The sequence below is a fragment of the Amycolatopsis sp. NPDC005961 genome, assembly GCF_040629235.1.
Lineage (GTDB): Bacteria > Actinomycetota > Actinomycetes > Mycobacteriales > Pseudonocardiaceae > Amycolatopsis > Amycolatopsis camponoti.
This window is the reverse complement of record NZ_JBEXVF010000060.1, coordinates 1-14,859: the sequence shown is the minus strand read 5'-3', so window position 1 is coordinate 14,859 and position 14,859 is coordinate 1. Positions and strand designations below refer to the sequence as shown.

Sequence of the window (14,859 nt, the reverse complement as noted above, 5' to 3'; positions counted from 1 at the left end):
TGTGGCGTTGGGGTGTGCGCCGGCGTGCTCCCGGACCGGGGCCGACGACCGGGAAACCGCCTACCCGGTGCCGCACCGGTCAAACCCGGCGTGGTTGACCCCGGGCCCAGTGGGTACACGGCGGCCAGGCAAGGAGGTGTTCCGTGATCGAAGAAGTCAACAAGCAGCCGGCGGCCGACCGCTCGGTCGGCGAGCTGGTGACGGACCTGACCGGCGAGGTCAAGCGGCTCGTCCGGGACGAGATGCGGCTCGCGGTCTTCGAACTGCAGCGCAAGGGCAAGAAGATGGGCCTCGGTGCCGGGCTGTTCGGCGCGGCGGGCCTGTTCGCGCTGTTCGGCGCAGCCACGCTGGTCGCGGCCGCCGTGCTGGCGCTCGCGCTCGTCGTACCCGGCTGGCTGGCCGCGGTGATCGTCGCGGTCGCGTTGTTCCTGGTCGCCGGGATCGCCGCGCTGGTCGGCAAGAAGGAAGTCACGCAGGGCGTGCCACCGGTGCCCGAAGAAGCCATCAGCGGCGTCCGCGAAGACGTGGAAACCGTGAAACAGGGAGTGCACACATGAGCGGGGACTTCCCGAAGAACGCCGAAGAGGCGCGGCTCGACCGGGACACCACCCGCGAAGAGCTGACCGAAACGCTGGAAGCGCTCGGGCAGAAGCTCGACGTGAAGACCCGGGTCAAGGAAAACGTCGACGAGAAGCTCGACCAGGCGACCGCGAAGGTCGCCGACGTGACGAACGAGCCCACCGCGGTCAAGTTCCGCCAGGGCGCCGACGTCGTGCGCAGCAACCCGCTGCCGATCTTCGCCGGGGTGCTGGGCCTGGTGATCGTGATCCGGCTGATCCTGCGACGGAGGAACGACTCGTGAACAAGGTGCTGTACAAGCCGCTGAGCTGGGTGGTGGGCGCGCTCGGCGGCATCCTCGCCGGCCAGGCGTTCAAGCAGGTCTGGAAGCGCGTCGCGGGCGAGGAAGACGCGCCCGACGCCACCGACCGCGACTACACCTGGCGGCAGGTGATCATCGCGGCGGCGGTGCAGGGCGCGATCTTCGCCGCGGTCAAGGCCGCGACCGAGCGGGCCGGCGCCATCGGCTACGAGAAAGCCACCGGCGACTGGCCGGACGACTGACCACAGTGTCTTTACTGTCCACAGTGGACGACGGGAGGCGGGACCGGCGGGCGGTCACGCCTCCCGGCCGGGCTCGGCGACCGGGGTCAGGTCCGCGAGCGCGGCGCCGACCCGGGGGTGGATCTCCAGCAGCACGTCCGCGCCGGTGGCCTCCAGCGAGCGGGTGACGGCGTGGCCGCCGAGGACGACGGCAAGGCGCGCGCGGTTGTTCGCCGCGAGCAGGGACCGGACACCGGCGCAGCCGAGGAAGGCGACGCGGGTCAGGTCGACGACCAGCCGCTCGCCGGTGGCGAGGGCTTCGTCGAAGGTTTCGACAGTGGCGGCGTCGACGTCACCGACTATGGTGACCACGCGGACGCCGCCCGGTCGCTCGGTGGTGGTGTAGGTCAGGCCGGACGGTTCGTCGATCGTGCGAAAGCAGTACATGGCGCTCCCTAACGCAGTGTGCAGGGGCGCTGACCGGAGCACGTGAGTCTGAACAACAGCCAACGCCTCTGACCGTACGCCCCTGGGCCCCCAGGTCAACCCCGCGGGTTTCCCCGCGCTGACCTCGGGTAATCGCCGGAAGACCGAAATCCGGCCCGGAAGGAGCTCCATGCGAGTCGTCATCGTCGGCGGTGGTTTCGCCGGCTACCACGCGGCCAAGAGCCTGCGCAAGACGGCCGGTGCGGACGTCGAAGTGGTCGTGCTCAACCCCACGGACTACTTCCTCTACCTGCCGCTGCTGCCGGAGGTGGCGGCCGGGATCCTCGACCCGCGGCGCGTGACGGTTTCGCTCCCGGAGACCCTGCCCGGCGTCCGCCTGGTGCTCGGTACCGCCACCGGCGTCGACTTCGACGCTCGCCAAGTCACCTACACGGATCCGGAGGACCAGGATCACCGGATCGGGTACGACCGGCTGGTGCTCGCCGCGGGCAGCGTCAACAAGCTCCTGCCGATCCCGGGCGTCCCGGAGTACGCGCACGGGTTCCGCGGTGTGCCCGAGGCGCTGTACCTGCGCGACCACATCACGCGCCAGATCGAGCTCGCCGCCGCGGCCGAGGACCCCGCCGAACGCGACGCGCGCTGCACCTTCGTCGTCGTCGGTGCCGGCTACACCGGGACCGAGGTCGCCGCGCAGGGCCCGGCGTTCACCGACGCCCTCGCCGCGCGCCACCCCGAGCTGGCCGGGCAGAAGATTCGCTGGCTGCTGCTCGACGTCGCCGAGCGGGTGCTCCCCGAACTCGGCAAGCGGCTGGGGAAGACCGCCGACGAGGTGCTGCGCGCCCGCGGCGTCGAGGTGCTGATGAAAACCTCGGTGGACCACGCCGACGCCAAGGGCGTCACGCTGACGAACGGCGAGCCGGTGCCGACCCGGACCCTCGTGTGGTGCGTCGGCGTGCGGCCGGACCCGCTGGTGGCCGACATCGGGCTCGAGACGGCGAAGGGCCGCCTCTGCGTGAACGAACAGCTCGTCGTCCCCGGCCACGAGGACGTCTTCGCCTGCGGTGACGCGGCCGCCGTGCCCGACCTCACCCGGCCCGGCCAGTACACCGCGATGACCGCGCAGCACGCCGAGCGGCAGGGGAAGCTCGCCGGGCGCAACGTCGCGGCGTCGCTCGGCTACGGCCGGACCGGTACCTACCGGCACCACGACCTCGGTTTCGTCGTCGACCTCGGTGCCGGCGCCGCCGCGGCGAACCCGCTGCACATCCCGCTCTCCGGGCTGCCGGCGAAGGTCGTGACCCGCGCCTACCACCTGATGGCGATGCCCGGGAACCGCGTGCGCACGGCCGTCGACTGGATCCTGGACCGGCTGACCGGCCGCCAGACCGTCCAGCTGGGACTGGTCCGCTCCGGCGCGGTGCCGCTCGACACCGACTCCCCCGAACTCCCCCGGCGCTGAAGGGAAAACCCATGACCGCCGCCGCATCGGATTCCGCCCGCGCCGCAGGCCCGTCCGTCGTCACCGCCGGCGACCCGTCCGGGCCGAAGGTGATCGTCCTCGACCCGGCGGGCGCCGGGAAGCACGACGGGCTGCCCGCGACCTGGCGGCCGCTGGCCGAGCGGCGTGGCGTCTTCTGGTGCCGGGTGCCGGCCGGCGGTGCCCTCGGCGAGGCCGACGACCTGCTCGGCGACCACGGGCCGGGCGATCCGGAGATCGCCGTCGTGGCGGGCGGTTCGTCCGCGGCCACCGCGCTGCAGTTCATCGAGCGCCACCCGGGCGCGGCCACGTTCCTGCTGCTGGTCGACCCGGACTCGGACTCGGACTCGCCGGCCGGGCGCGACGACGTCGTGACGAAGGTGCGCGAAGCGGGCACGGACGTGCAGGTGCTCTCGGCGGACGCCGAAGACCCGCTGCCGCTCGGCCACCCGGACGTCGTGGCGGCCGTCCGGGCGGCACTGGGCGACGTTTAGCCGCGCGACACGGGCGGTAACCGCCGCGCATGAGCGAAACCGTTGCCGACCACCTACTGGCCCGATTACGAGAATGGGACGTCGACCAGGTCTTCGCCTATCCCGGGGACGGGATCAACGGACTCGTCACCGCGTTCGGCAAGGCGGATGACGCACCCCGGTTCGTCCAGGCGCGCCACGAAGAGATGGCGGCACTGGCCGCGGTCGGGTACGCGAAGTTCAGCGGCAAACCGGGCGTCTGCATGGCGACGTCCGGTCCCGGCGCGATCCACCTGCTCAACGGCCTCTACGACGCGAAGCTGGACCACGTCCCGGTGGTGGCGATCGTCGGGCAGACCGCACGCAGCGCGATGGGCGGCAGCTACCAGCAGGAAGTCGACCTGCAGGCGCTGTTCAAGGACGTCGCGAGCGAGTACCTCGTCGAGGTCAACGTGCCCGAGCAGCTGCCCAACGCGCTCGACCGGGCGATGCGCACCGCGATCGCGCAACGCGCGCCGACGGCGGTGATCATCCCCGCCGACCTGCAGGAGGAGACGTACTCGGCGCCGCAGCACGAGTTCAAGCAGGTGCCGTCCAGCCCGCCGTTCCACCCGCGGGCGAGCGTCGTGCCGCCCGCGGACGAGCTGGCGCGGGCCGCCGAAGTGATCAACGCGGGCGAGCGCGTCGCGGTGCTCGTCGGCCAGGGCGGCCGCAACGCCGTCACCGAGCTGCGCGAGTTCGCCGAGCTGACCGGCGCGGGGATCGCGAAGGCGTTGCTGGGCAAGGACGTCCTGCCCGACGACCTGCCCTACGTGACCGGGGCGATCGGGCTGCTCGGCACCCGGCCCAGCTACGAGCTGATGCGCGACTGCGACACGCTCGTCATCGTCGGGTCCGGTTTCCCGTACTCCCAGTTCCTGCCCGAGTTCGGGCGGGCGCGGGCGGTCCAGATCGACGTCGACGCGCGGTTCCTCGGCCTGCGCTACCCCACCGAGGTGAACCTGCTCGGCGACGCCAAGAGCACCCTCGAACGGCTCCTGCCGCTGCTGGAGCGCAAGAGCGACACGTCGTGGCAGGGCAAGGTGGCGCACAACGTCGCCGAGTGGCACGAGACCGTGGTGCGGCAGGCGATGCTGGAGGCCGACCCGGTCAACCCGATGCGGATCGTGCACGAGCTGTCCGAGCGGATCCCCGACGACGCGATCGTCACCGCCGACTCCGGCTCGGCCACCAACTGGTACGCCCGCAACCTGCGGATCCGCGGCCGGATGCGCTCCTCGCTGTCCGGCACGCTGGCCACCATGGGCCCGGCGGTGCCGTACGCGATCGGCGCCAAGTTCGCCCATCCCGAGCGGCCCGTCGTCGCACTGACCGGGGACGGCGCCATGCAGATGAACGGCATGGCGGAGCTGCTGACCATCGCCCGCTACCGGGAGCTCTGGGCCGACCAGCGGCTGGTGATCTGCGTGTTCCACAACGGCGACCTCAACCAGGTCACCTGGGAGCTGCGGGCGATGGGCGGCGCACCCAAGTTCGAGGCGTCGCAGTCGCTGCCCGAAGTGTCCTATGCGGACTTCGCGCGCGGCATCGGGCTGCGCGGCATCGCCGTCGACGACCCGGACCAGCTCGGCGACGCGTGGTCGGCCGCGTTCGGCGCCGGCGTGCCGACGGTGCTCGACGTGCGGTGCGACCCCGAGGTCCCGCCGATCCCGCCGCACGCCACGGCCGAGCAGCTGAAGTCGATGACCGAAGCGGTGCTGAAGGGCGACCCGAACGCCTGGCACCTGTTCACCCAGGGCATGAAGACCAAGCTCCAGGAGCTCTTGCCCACCAAACGCTGAAGGGAGTCCCTTGTGGACACATCCGCGTTGCGCGACCTCACCACGGCCGGCGGGCCGTTCGCATCCGTGCACTTCGACGAGTCGCACGACACCGAAGACGCCGCCAAGAGGCTCACGATCCGGCTGAAGGAAATCGAAGCGGCGTTGAGCGACCAACGGGCCGACGCCGAGACGGTGCACGCCGTCCTGCAGGCCGTCGTCGGCAGCGAGCCGCCGGTCGGCAAGGCCGGCCGCAGCATCGTCGCCGCGCACGGCTCGGTGCTGCTCGACCGGCGCCTGGCCGCGCCGCCGCCGGAGCAGATCGTCCGGTTCTCGGCGCTGCCGTACCTGCTCCCGCTCGCGACGCACGAGGCGGAGACGCTGCCGTACCTCGTCGTCGTGACCGACCAGGTCGGCGCCGAAGTCACCGAGCACGGCCGGGGCACGCCGCGCACCGAGACGGTCGAAGGCGTGGACCCGCTCGAGGTCCAGGGCGGCAGCGGCCCGGCGCACCGCGACAAGCAGACCGGCGAGACGGCCCGGCAGAACTTCGAGGAGATCGCGCGACACGTCGCGAAGGCAGCCGAGCGCTCGCGAGCCGAGCTGGTCGTCCTGGCCGGCGAGGTACAGGCGCGCACGGCGTTGCACGAACGGCTGCCGGAGCCGGTCCGCCGGATCACCACCGAGGTCGAGGGCGGCAGCCGCGCGCCGGGCTCGTCGCGCGACGAGCTGGACCGCCGGGTCCACGAGCTGCTGGCCGGCCGCCGGCTGGCGAGCCTGGACGACGTGGCCGAGAAGTTCCGGGCGGAGTCGGGCCGCGAGTCGGGACTGGCGGTCAGCGGCCTCGAAGCCGTGACGACGGCGCTGGCCGAGGCCAACGTGGCCACCCTGCTCGTCGGCTCCCCCGGCGCCACGTCGGTGTTCGCCGGGCCGGAGCCCACGCAGGTGGCGGTGGGCAAGGCCGGGTTGCAGGCGCTCGGCGTCGCCGAGCCGGAGCAGCGCCGGGCGGACGAGGCGATCCCGTTCGCGGCGGTCGCCACCGGTGCGGAGGTCGTGGTGCTGGACGAGCGCCTGGACCTCTGGGAGGGCTTCGGAGCCTCGCTACGGCACAGCTGAGCCGACTTGTCCGGCCGACGAGCGTTGGTGGTTGCCGATGGGCGTGGTCAGTCGTCCGGTCGCCGTCAGTCGTCGTCGAAGGCGGACAGGGCCTGGCGGCGGTGGAGGCGGTCGACGGCCTCGTCGAGCTGGCGTTCGAGGTCCTTGAGCCGGAGGCGCTCGGCGGGCGTGAGCCCACCGTGGTGGAGGGCGCCCGTGCGCAGGCGGTGCTCCTCGTCGATCAGGTCGGCGATGCGGTCGGTGACTTCGTGGCCTGGCATGCGAAACCCTCCTGTCCGCCCGCGATCATACGCCGCGCGGGTACCCCTGCCCGGGTGATCCGGGTCGCCGAGAGGGCCCGCGCGGCTTCGCGGTCGGCGCGCGGATGAGTCGTCGTCCGGACCGGCGGTGGGCAGTCCCAGCCGCGCCTACCCTTCCGCGCCGCGCGCCATTTCCACGAACGCCCGCACCACCGGCGCCGCCGTCCCGGCCCGCCAAGCCACCCCCAGGTCGATCACCGGCACCGGCTCCGCCACCCGACGCAGGACCACTCCGCGCCGCTTCAACCCGCGCGCCCGGTGCTCCGGCACCGCCGCGATCCCCGCTCCCTCCGCGACCGCGCGCATCAGCTGCTCGTCCTCCGGCTCCTCCCGGACGATCCGCGGCACCCCGCCCGGCCAGACCTGCGCGCTGATCGCGTCGTACTGGCCAGGGCCGTTCTCGCGCGGCCAGAACACCACCGGCTCCTCGGCGATCCACTCCCGCCGCAGCCGGCCGCGCCGCCGGGTCAGCGCGTGGTCCGACGGCACCGCGATCAGCACCTCCTCCGACCCCACCACCGCCACCTCGATGCCCGGCGCCACCACCGGCGGCCGGACGAACCCCACGTCGATCTCGCCCGCCGACAGGCGGGCCAGGTTCAAGCTCGTCCACCCCGTCTCCAGCGCCAGCGAGACGTCCGGGTGAGCAGCGCGGTACGCCGCCACCAGGTCGCCGGCCAGCGGGCCCGGTGCCGAACGCGTGTACGCGATCCGCAGCCGTCCGGCGTCGCCGCGGCCCGCCGCCGCGATCACGCCGCGGGCCCGGTCCAGCCGGGAAAGCAGCTCCCGCGCCTCCTCCGCCGCCACGCGGCCCGCCTCCGTCAGCGCGAACCGCGGGCCCAAACGGTCGAGCAGCGCCACCCCCAGCTCCGCCTCGAACGCCCGGATCTGCTGGCTCAGCGAAGGCTGCGAAACGAACAGCCGCGCCGCCGCCCGCGTGAAGTGCATCTCCTCGGCGAGCACGGCGAAGTAGTGCCATCGGCGCAGGTCCACCCAGCCACTATAGGACCGGCCTATAGATCGAGAAGGACGAAGTCTTGGACCGCCCGCCGAACCCGGCCCGAGACTGGGGAGGTGAACCGCACCGACCGCAAGCTCCACGCCCTCGCCGCCGCGGCGGACCAGCACCTCCTCGACCCGATGGCCGGCTTCGTCGACCTCGCCGGGATCCGCGAAGCCGTCGAAGACTTGGCCAAGGCGTTCGCGCCGCTCGGGCGCGTCCAGCACACCGTCGCCGCCAAGGCGTGCGGTCTCGCGCCGGTCCTGCGCTACCTCGCCGACCTCGGGGTCGACGCCGAGGTCGCGAGCCCGGGCGAGACGGCCGTCGCCGAAGCCGCCGGCATCCGCGGTCCGCGGCTCGTCCTCGACTCCCCCGCCAAGACCGTCGCCGAGCTCGCGCACGCCCTCGCCGAAGGCACGGCGGTCAACGCCGACAACTTCCAGGAGCTGGGCCGGCTCGACGACCTCGTCGGGGACCGCCCGCACTCGGTGCTCGGCCTGCGGATCAACCCCCAGGTCGGCGCGGGCCGGATCGGCGACACCAGCACCGCGACGACGACGTCGAAGTTCGGCATCCCCTTGCGGGACAACCGGACCCGCGTCGTCGAGGCCTTCGCGCGGCGGCCGTGGCTGACCCGGCTGCACGTCCACGTCGGCTCGCAGGGCTGCCCGCCGCAGCTGATGGCCGACGGCGTCGCCGCCGTGCACGGGCTGGCCGAGGAGATCAACGCCCGAGCCGGGCGCCGGCAGGTCACCAGCCTCGACCTCGGCGGCGGGCTGCCGGTGAACTTCGCCTCCGAGGACGCCGGCCCGACCTACGCCGACTACGTCGCGACGCTGCTGGCCACGGTCCCCGCCCTGGCCGACGGGCGCTACACCTTCGTCACCGAGTTCGGCCGGTCGCTGCTGGCGAAGAACGGCTTCCTCGTCAGCACCGTCGAGTACACGAAGGTCGCGGGCGGCCGGCCCATCGCCGTGACGCACGCGGGTGCGCAGGTCGCGGCCCGCACGGTGCTCCAGCCGGAGCACTGGCCGCTGCGGCTGACCGCGCTCGACGCCGCGGGCCGGCCGAAGACCGGGCCGGACGTCGCCCAGGACATCGCCGGGCCGCTGTGCTTCGCGGGCGACCTCCTGGCGAAGGAGCGACCGCTGCCGCTGCTGGAACCGGGCGACCTCGTCGTCGCGCACGACACCGGCGCCTACTACTTCGGCGCGCACTACGCCTACAACACGCTGCCGCGCCCGGCCGTCCACGGCTTCACCGTGTCCGCGCGCGGACACGTGGAGTTCACGCCGATCCGGCGCGCGCAGTCGATCGCCGAGCTGGTCGCCGACGCCGGCGGCGAATACGTCGGAGCGCTCCCGCGGGCGTGATCACCGGCGTAGCATCCGGGCACGCCGAGGGGGATTGCCATGGGGGCTGGTCGGGAACTGCCGCGGTTCGCCGCACTGCCGGTGGGCGTCGTCGTCATCGTCCAGGCGGTGGTGCTGACCGTCCTGTCCGGACGCTACGGCTTCCACCGCGACGAGCTGTACTTCGTCGCCGCCGGGAAACGGCCGGACTGGGGTTACGTCGACAACCCGCCGATCACGCCGTGGCTCGCGCGCGCGTCGACGGCGCTGTTCGGCGAAACCCCGATCGGACTGCGGGTCGTCGCGACCCTGCTGGGCATGGCGACGGTGGTGGTCGTCGCGCTGATGGCGCGCGAGTTCGGCGGCGGTCGCCGCGCGCAGCTGTTCACGGCGGTCGCGACCGCGCTCTCGACGTACGTGCTGGCCGTGACGCACATGCTCGCGACGAACACCGCGGACACGTTCCTGTGGTCGCTCGTCACCTTCTTCGGGCTCCGGTTGCTGCGCACCCAGGACGGCCGGTGGTGGCTCGCCGTCGGTGCCGCGGCCGGGGTCGGCCTCGCGAACAAGTGGCTGGTGCTGCTCCTGCTGGCCGGGCTCGGCGTGGGGGTGGCCGTCGCCGGGCCGCGCCGGGTGTTCCGGACCTGGTGGCTCGCCGCCGGCATCGGTGTCGCCGTCGTGCTGGCCGCGCCGACGGTGCTCTGGCAGGCCTCGCACGGCTGGCCGATGCTCACGGTCGCGGGCGGGATCAGCGAGGACGACGGCGTGGAGAACCGCGTGCTGTTCGTGCCGATGCAGCTGGTCTACCTGTCGCCGGTGCTGGTGCCGGTGTGGATCGCCGGGCTCCGGCGGCCGTTGTCCGACGAACGCGTGCGCTGGGCCCGCGCCCTCACGATCGCCTACCCCGTGGTCTGCGTCGTGCTGCTGGCGCTGGGCGGGAAGCCGTACTACTCGGTGCCGCTGCTGCTGCCGCTGGTGGCCCTCGGTGCCGAGCCCGCACTGGCGTGGCTGGCCCGGGTCGGCACGGTGGCGCGGACCCTGACCGGCGTGGCCGCGGCGGTGTGCGTCGCGGTGTCCGTCCTCATCGGACTCCCGGTGCTGCCGGCCGGCGCGCTGGGTCCGGTGCTGGCGGTCAACAAGGAGCCCGGCGAGCAGGTCGGCTGGCCGGAGTTCACCGATACCGTCGCCCGCGCGTGGGCGAGCATCCCGGCCACCGAGCGGGACACGGCCGTGATCGTCACCTCGAACTACGGCGAGGCCGGCGCGCTCGAGCACTACGGACCCGCGCGCGGGCTGCCCCAGCCCTACTCGCCGCACATGTCCTACGCCGACTGGGGTCCGCCGCCGGACCGGCTGGTCGGCCCGGTGCTGCTCGTCGGAGGCCACGAGCGCGACTCGCCCGCGGCCCGCCTGATCACCGGCTGCCGCGCGGTGGCCAAGAACCGCACGGTCGAAGGCGTCGACAACGACGAGAACGGCACCCTTCTCTCGCTGTGCACGCTGACCGAGCCGTGGTCGACGGCCTGGCCGAAGCTGCGGCAGTTCTACTGAGCCCGGTTCGCGCTACCCTCGGGCGCATGGTGGCGAGGCGCACGGCGGTGGCCGTGGTGGGGGCGGGCCCGGCCGGACTCACGGTGGCGAACCTCTTGCGGCGGGCGGGAATCGACTGCGTGCTCCTCGAACGGGAGAGCCGGGCGTTCATCGAACAGCGGCCGCGCGCCGGGTTCATCGAGGAGTGGGCCGTCCGCGGGCTCGAACAGCGCGGGCTCGGCGAGCAGCTCGTCGCGAAGGCACCGCGGCACGAGAAGTTCGAGTTCCGGTTCGCCGGGCGGCGGCACACCTTCCGCTACGGCGACGTCACCGGGCAACGGCATTTCGTCTACCCGCAACAACTCCTGGTCACCGACCTGCTCGCGCAGTACACCGACGCGGGCGGCGACGCCGTCTTCGAAGTCTCCGACGTCCGGCTGCACGACCTGACGTCGGACTCCCCCGCCGTGACGTTCCGGATCGCGGACGGCGAGCACCGGCTCGACTGCGACTTCGTCGCCGGCTGCGACGGCGCGCGCGGGGTATCGCAGGGCTACCTGCCCCCGGAATCCACCGTGAAGTCCCACCACGACTACGGAATCGGCTGGCTGGCGCTGCTCGCGGAGGCACCGCCGTCGGCCGACGGCGTGCTGTTCGGCATCCACCCGCGCGGCTTCGGCGCGCACATGGCCCGCACGCCCGCGGTGACGCGGTTCTACCTCCAGACCGCGGCGGGCGAAACCGAAGCGGACTGGCCCGACGAGCGCGTCTGGACGGAGCTGCGGGCCCGCCTGGCCGTGCCCGACGGCCCGATCACCGAAGGAAAGCTGATCGAGAAGCGGATCCTCGGCATGCACAACTACGTCGTGGAGCCGATGGCGCACGGCCGGCTGCACCTGGCGGGCGAGTCGGCGCACCTGGTCGCGCCGATCGCGGCGAAGGGCATGAACCTCGCCCTGCACGACGCGTTCCTGCTCGCCGAGGCCTACCAGGCGCACTACGCCGGCGACCCCACCGGGCTGGCCGGGTACTCCGCCGCGTGCCTGCCGCTGGTGTGGCAGTACCAGGAGTTTTCCCTGTGGCTGTCCGACATCTTCCACCACACCGCGGCCACGGGCGACAACCCGTTCGCGGCGCGCATCGCGGAGGCCCGGATGCGTCGCCTGCTGGGTTCGCCCGCGGCCGCGGCGGCGTTCGCGGAGCTGTACATCGGCAAGAACGCGGATCTTTAAGAAGACACAGCTCTAGCTCCAGGCGATCTTGAACGTCCAGGCGAAGCGGCCCGCCTGCCGGGCCGCGGCCGGGACGTCGATCACCAGCGAGCCGTTTTCGACCGTCCAGTGCAGGGTCCCGCGGTAGCCCAGGAGCGTGACGCGGTCACCCGAGCGGATCGGCACCGGCGCGTCGACGACCAGCCGGCTGCCCGGCGCCACCAGCGAGTGCACGTAGAACGCCTCGTTCTGCTTCACCGTGAACCGCAGGTCGCCGAGCTGGGCCATCCGCGACCAGTACGTCGTGCCGTAGATCGCCTCGCCGTTGACCTTCAGCCAAGCACCCGCGTCCCGCAGGTGCTTCTGCATGACGTCCGGGATGGTGCCGTCGAAGTCCGGGCCGATGTCCAGCAGGAAGTTGCCGTTCTTCGACACGATGTCGACGAGCGTCCGGACGACCTCCTCCGCCGTCATGTACCGGTCGTCGGGGGTCGCGCGGTTGTAGCCGTAGGAGAACGGGTCGAGGCCGCGGCTCGCCTCCCACTTGGCCACCACGGTGTTCGGGTACGTCGTGTACTCCGGCGTCGTGAAGTCGTGGTCGGGGATGCCGCCGCGGTCGTTGTAGGTGACGTCCTTGGGGCGCTTGCGGTTCTTCGCGTGGTTGAAGTACTCGGTGAGCACGGTCCGGCTGTCGTTGACGCCGCCGATGTCGAACCACAGGACGTCCGGGTCGAACTCCGAGATCAGCTCGAGCAACTGCGGCGCCTGGTAGTCGCGGACGAAGTCCTTCCCGGCGGTGTACCCGGTGTAGGGCAGCGCCGCGCCGGTGTACGGGTTGCGCGGCGCGTGGCCCATCCACGGGTTGTCCGGGTTGAACCACTCCGGCAGCGAGAAGTACAGGCCGTTGCGCAGCTGGGGCGTGTACTTCCGGGACGCCGCGAACAGCTCGGCGATGATGTTCCGGCGTGGGCCGAGCTTCACGGAGTTGCGGTCGCTGACCTTGGTGTCCCACAGCGCGAAGCCGTCGTGGTGCTTCGATGTGAGGACGTAGTACTCGGCGCCCGCGTCGGCGATCAGGTTCAGCCAGGTGCGCGGGTCGAACTTCTTCGCGGTGAACAGCGGGATGAAGTCGTCGTAGCCGAAGTCCTCGCCGTACTTTTCCCTGTGGTAGGCGTAGGTCGCGCCGTTCGGGTCCTGCTGGTTCTGCCAGTACCACTCCGCGTACTGCTGCCCGACCGGCGCCCACGCGGGCACGGCGTACACGCCCCAGTGGATGAAGATGCCGAACTTGCTGTCGGTGAACCAGTAGGGCGCCCGGTGCGTCGACAGGGACGCGTCGGTGGGCCGGAAGTCCGGGACGCCGAGGGTGATCGGGACCTGCTGGGTGGCGAGCGTGCCGCGCCCGGCCGTGACGCGGACCTGGCCGTTCGTGGTGGTCCCGGGCGGCACGGAGGCGTTCGGCGCGAGCCCCAGCCGGACCGTCGCCTGCTCCCCCGGCGCCAGCGCGCGGATGGTCGCCGGCACGGTCGTGCGGCCGCCGGGGACGTCGACCGTGACGGTGATCTTGTCGCGCGCCCCGAGCCACACCGTTCCGGCGTTCACGACGGTCGCCTCGGCGGCCTGCGGACCGCCGTCGGTCAGGAGGTTGGCCGTCGAGCGCCCGTCGAGGATCAGCGCCGAGCGGCCGACGGCGACCGGCTGCAGGGTGAGCGCGAAGACGTGCAGGCTGGAGACGTTCGGCGCCGGCGTGGCCGTGGTGGGCAGGGTCAGCGCGACGGCGTCGCGGGCCGGGTCGACCCAGACCTGGCCGGTGGCCAGGGAAACCGGGTTGGTGTCGACGACCCCGCCGGGCGCGTAGCGGAACGGCGAAACGAGGGCTCCGGTGCCGGTGTACCAGTCGGGACCGGACAGGGAGCCGGTGCTCGTGCTGCCGTCGGCGTAGTGCACGGTCGCCGTGCCGCCGGTGGTGCCGTAGCTGGCGGCGACGAGGAAGTAGGCGACGAAGTACCGGCCCTTCGGCAGGTCGATCGTCTGGCCGGTGGCGGCGATGTTGTTCTTCGCGCCCGCCGCGGCGGAGCCGAGCGTGAACGGGACGCCGCCGACGGTCGCCGTCTGCCCGACCGGAAGGTGTTCGGCCGGGAAGGTGTAGCCGGAGCCGTCGAAATCACCGCCGGTGGCCGAAGCGCTGTCGATGCCGTCGTTGGAGAACCAGGCGTCGAGCGCGACCGGGACGGGTGGCGGGGGCGGTACGATCGGGGTGCCGGGGCTGTCGGGGGCGGCGTCCACGGGCACGGCGGCACCGGCCGGGGTGAGGCCGGCCGCGCCGAGGGCGACGGCACCACCCAGGGCGATGCCGAGGGCTTGACGGCGACGGAAGGTCGTCACTGAACCTCCAGGGATCGGATGACTACGGCGGAATGGCGACAGAGTTCCGCCCTGTTAGGGCATTCTGTCGGTGGCGGAGCTGATTCATCCGATGAATGACCCTGCTCGCTGCGCCTTCCGCTGTCAAGAGGCGATCGAAGTGAACCTCGCTCACGTCCGGCGCGTAGTCATCGGTGAGAGCTGCAGCGCTCGCCGCCAGAACCCAGCCGCGCACCGAAAGGCCAGACCGATGTCCCCCTACCCGAACGCGCTGAGCCGCCGCGCGATCGCCATGCTCAAGGCGGTCGGCGACGGGCGTGCCGAGCTCCGCTGCAGCTGTGAACCCGACCTCCGCGTGGACGGGCTGTCGTGCTGCGACCAGAACACCGCCCACGACCTGGCCCGCGCCGGGCTGATCCGCGCGGTCGGCGTCACCGCCGTCGGGCAGTGGGCCCCCGCCGAACTCACCGACGCCGGGCACCGCGCGCTCGGCGGAGGTTTTCCGGCCGCGGCCTGAGCCGCCCATCTCGGAAGCCGTGAATGGCCCATCGAGGGACTCGAAGTCCCTTCGTGGGCCGCGCATCGCCGGCGAGCCGGGCCGCGCCATCGCCGGTCCCGGCACGGTCACGCTGTACGAAGTCGGCACCATCAAGGACGTCTCGCTCGGCG

Annotated in this window: 15 protein-coding genes; 11 read left to right on the top strand and 4 right to left on the bottom strand. The window is 72.4% G+C overall.

Features of this window, described 5'->3' with window-relative positions; all coding sequences use genetic code 11:
* Positions 1 to 143: 143 nt before the first annotated feature.
* The 3 genes from ABZ342_RS37290 to ABZ342_RS37280 are packed head-to-tail and all read left to right on the top strand — an operon-like array spanning position 144 to position 1,122.
* On the top strand, positions 144 to 557 hold the full coding sequence (locus tag ABZ342_RS37290) for a phage holin family protein (protein WP_155549694.1): 414 nt from the start codon (positions 144 to 146) through the stop codon (positions 555 to 557).
* Positions 554 to 862 carry a DUF3618 domain-containing protein gene (locus tag ABZ342_RS37285; RefSeq protein WP_360483397.1) on the top strand — a complete coding sequence of 103 codons (309 nt, stop codon included), beginning with the start codon at positions 554 to 556 and terminating at the stop codon, positions 860 to 862. The genes ABZ342_RS37290 and ABZ342_RS37285 overlap by 4 nt, the downstream gene beginning before the upstream one ends.
* Positions 859 to 1,122, top strand: a complete 264-nt coding sequence (locus ABZ342_RS37280; protein ID WP_155549692.1) for a DUF4235 domain-containing protein — start codon at positions 859 to 861, stop codon at positions 1,120 to 1,122. The genes ABZ342_RS37285 and ABZ342_RS37280 overlap by 4 nt, the downstream gene beginning before the upstream one ends.
* A gap of 54 nt (positions 1,123 to 1,176) precedes the next feature.
* Here ABZ342_RS37280 and ABZ342_RS37275 read toward each other — a convergent pair whose 3' ends face one another.
* On the bottom strand, positions 1,177 to 1,548 hold the full coding sequence (locus ABZ342_RS37275; RefSeq protein WP_155549691.1) for an STAS domain-containing protein: 372 nt from the start codon (positions 1,546 to 1,548) through the stop codon (positions 1,177 to 1,179).
* A 169-nt stretch (positions 1,549 to 1,717) separates the two neighbouring features.
* Here ABZ342_RS37275 and ABZ342_RS37270 point away from each other — a divergent pair, with 169 nt between their 5' ends.
* Genes ABZ342_RS37270 through ABZ342_RS37255 form a run of 4 tightly spaced genes read left to right on the top strand, consistent with a single transcriptional unit; the run spans position 1,718 to position 6,434 of the window.
* Positions 1,718 to 3,007: an NAD(P)/FAD-dependent oxidoreductase gene (locus ABZ342_RS37270; RefSeq protein ID WP_360483394.1), complete on the top strand. Its 1,290-nt coding sequence runs from the start codon at positions 1,718 to 1,720 to the stop codon at positions 3,005 to 3,007.
* Positions 3,008 to 3,018: 11 nt separating this feature from the next.
* The gene (locus ABZ342_RS37265) at positions 3,019 to 3,519 is read left to right on the top strand and encodes a hypothetical protein (RefSeq protein ID WP_360483391.1); all 501 of its coding nucleotides are present in this window, start codon (positions 3,019 to 3,021) and stop codon (positions 3,517 to 3,519) included.
* Between the two features lie 29 nt (positions 3,520 to 3,548).
* Positions 3,549 to 5,339, top strand: a complete 1,791-nt coding sequence (locus ABZ342_RS37260) for a thiamine pyrophosphate-requiring protein (RefSeq protein WP_360483388.1) — start codon at positions 3,549 to 3,551, stop codon at positions 5,337 to 5,339.
* Positions 5,340 to 5,351: 12 nt separating this feature from the next.
* Positions 5,352 to 6,434, top strand: a complete 1,083-nt coding sequence (locus tag ABZ342_RS37255) for a hypothetical protein (RefSeq protein WP_360483385.1) — start codon at positions 5,352 to 5,354, stop codon at positions 6,432 to 6,434.
* Between the two features lie 65 nt (positions 6,435 to 6,499).
* On the opposite strand, the gene ABZ342_RS37250 is transcribed toward ABZ342_RS37255, so the two are convergent.
* Positions 6,500 to 6,694, bottom strand: a complete 195-nt coding sequence (locus ABZ342_RS37250; RefSeq protein ID WP_360483382.1) for a DUF2630 family protein — start codon at positions 6,692 to 6,694, stop codon at positions 6,500 to 6,502.
* A gap of 147 nt (positions 6,695 to 6,841) precedes the next feature.
* Complete coding sequence (locus tag ABZ342_RS37245) at positions 6,842 to 7,726, bottom strand: LysR family transcriptional regulator (RefSeq protein ID WP_360483379.1); 885 nt, start codon at positions 7,724 to 7,726, stop codon at positions 6,842 to 6,844.
* 81 nt (positions 7,727 to 7,807) lie between these two features.
* On the opposite strand from ABZ342_RS37245, the gene ABZ342_RS37240 reads away from it, so the two are divergent.
* From ABZ342_RS37240 to ABZ342_RS37230, 3 genes are read left to right on the top strand one after another with little or no spacing between them, the layout of a single operon-like run.
* Positions 7,808 to 9,106, top strand: coding sequence for a diaminopimelate decarboxylase (locus ABZ342_RS37240; RefSeq protein ID WP_360483376.1), 1,299 nt, complete (start codon positions 7,808 to 7,810; stop codon positions 9,104 to 9,106).
* Between the two features lie 39 nt (positions 9,107 to 9,145).
* Complete coding sequence (locus ABZ342_RS37235) at positions 9,146 to 10,636, top strand: glycosyltransferase family 39 protein (RefSeq protein ID WP_360483373.1); 1,491 nt, start codon at positions 9,146 to 9,148, stop codon at positions 10,634 to 10,636.
* 26 nt (positions 10,637 to 10,662) lie between these two features.
* Positions 10,663 to 11,847: a 4-hydroxybenzoate 3-monooxygenase gene (locus tag ABZ342_RS37230; protein WP_360483370.1), complete on the top strand. Its 1,185-nt coding sequence runs from the start codon at positions 10,663 to 10,665 to the stop codon at positions 11,845 to 11,847.
* A gap of 12 nt (positions 11,848 to 11,859) precedes the next feature.
* Here ABZ342_RS37230 and ABZ342_RS37225 read toward each other — a convergent pair whose 3' ends face one another.
* Complete coding sequence (locus ABZ342_RS37225) at positions 11,860 to 14,211, bottom strand: alpha-L-fucosidase (RefSeq protein ID WP_360483367.1); 2,352 nt, start codon at positions 14,209 to 14,211, stop codon at positions 11,860 to 11,862.
* 229 nt (positions 14,212 to 14,440) lie between these two features.
* Between ABZ342_RS37225 and ABZ342_RS37220 the strand changes: the two genes are divergently transcribed.
* Entirely contained in the window at positions 14,441 to 14,707 is a 267-nt protein-coding gene (locus tag ABZ342_RS37220) for a hypothetical protein (protein WP_155549681.1), read from the top strand.
* Positions 14,708 to 14,859: the final 152 nt, after the last annotated feature.

Coding starts and splice junctions, on each gene's coding strand:
- ABZ342_RS37285 (WP_360483397.1), top strand. CDS start 554: ATGAGCGGGGACTTCCCGAAGAACGCCGAAGAGGCGCGGCTCGACCGG.
- ABZ342_RS37275 (WP_155549691.1), bottom strand. CDS start 1,548: ATGTACTGCTTTCGCACGATCGACGAACCGTCCGGCCTGACCTACACC.
- ABZ342_RS37270 (WP_360483394.1), top strand. CDS start 1,718: ATGCGAGTCGTCATCGTCGGCGGTGGTTTCGCCGGCTACCACGCGGCC.
- ABZ342_RS37265 (WP_360483391.1), top strand. CDS start 3,019: ATGACCGCCGCCGCATCGGATTCCGCCCGCGCCGCAGGCCCGTCCGTC.
- ABZ342_RS37260 (WP_360483388.1), top strand. CDS start 3,549: ATGAGCGAAACCGTTGCCGACCACCTACTGGCCCGATTACGAGAATGG.
- ABZ342_RS37250 (WP_360483382.1), bottom strand. CDS start 6,694: ATGCCAGGCCACGAAGTCACCGACCGCATCGCCGACCTGATCGACGAG.
- ABZ342_RS37235 (WP_360483373.1), top strand. CDS start 9,146: ATGGGGGCTGGTCGGGAACTGCCGCGGTTCGCCGCACTGCCGGTGGGC.
- ABZ342_RS37230 (WP_360483370.1), top strand. CDS start 10,663: ATGGTGGCGAGGCGCACGGCGGTGGCCGTGGTGGGGGCGGGCCCGGCC.
- ABZ342_RS37220 (WP_155549681.1), top strand. CDS start 14,441: ATGTCCCCCTACCCGAACGCGCTGAGCCGCCGCGCGATCGCCATGCTC.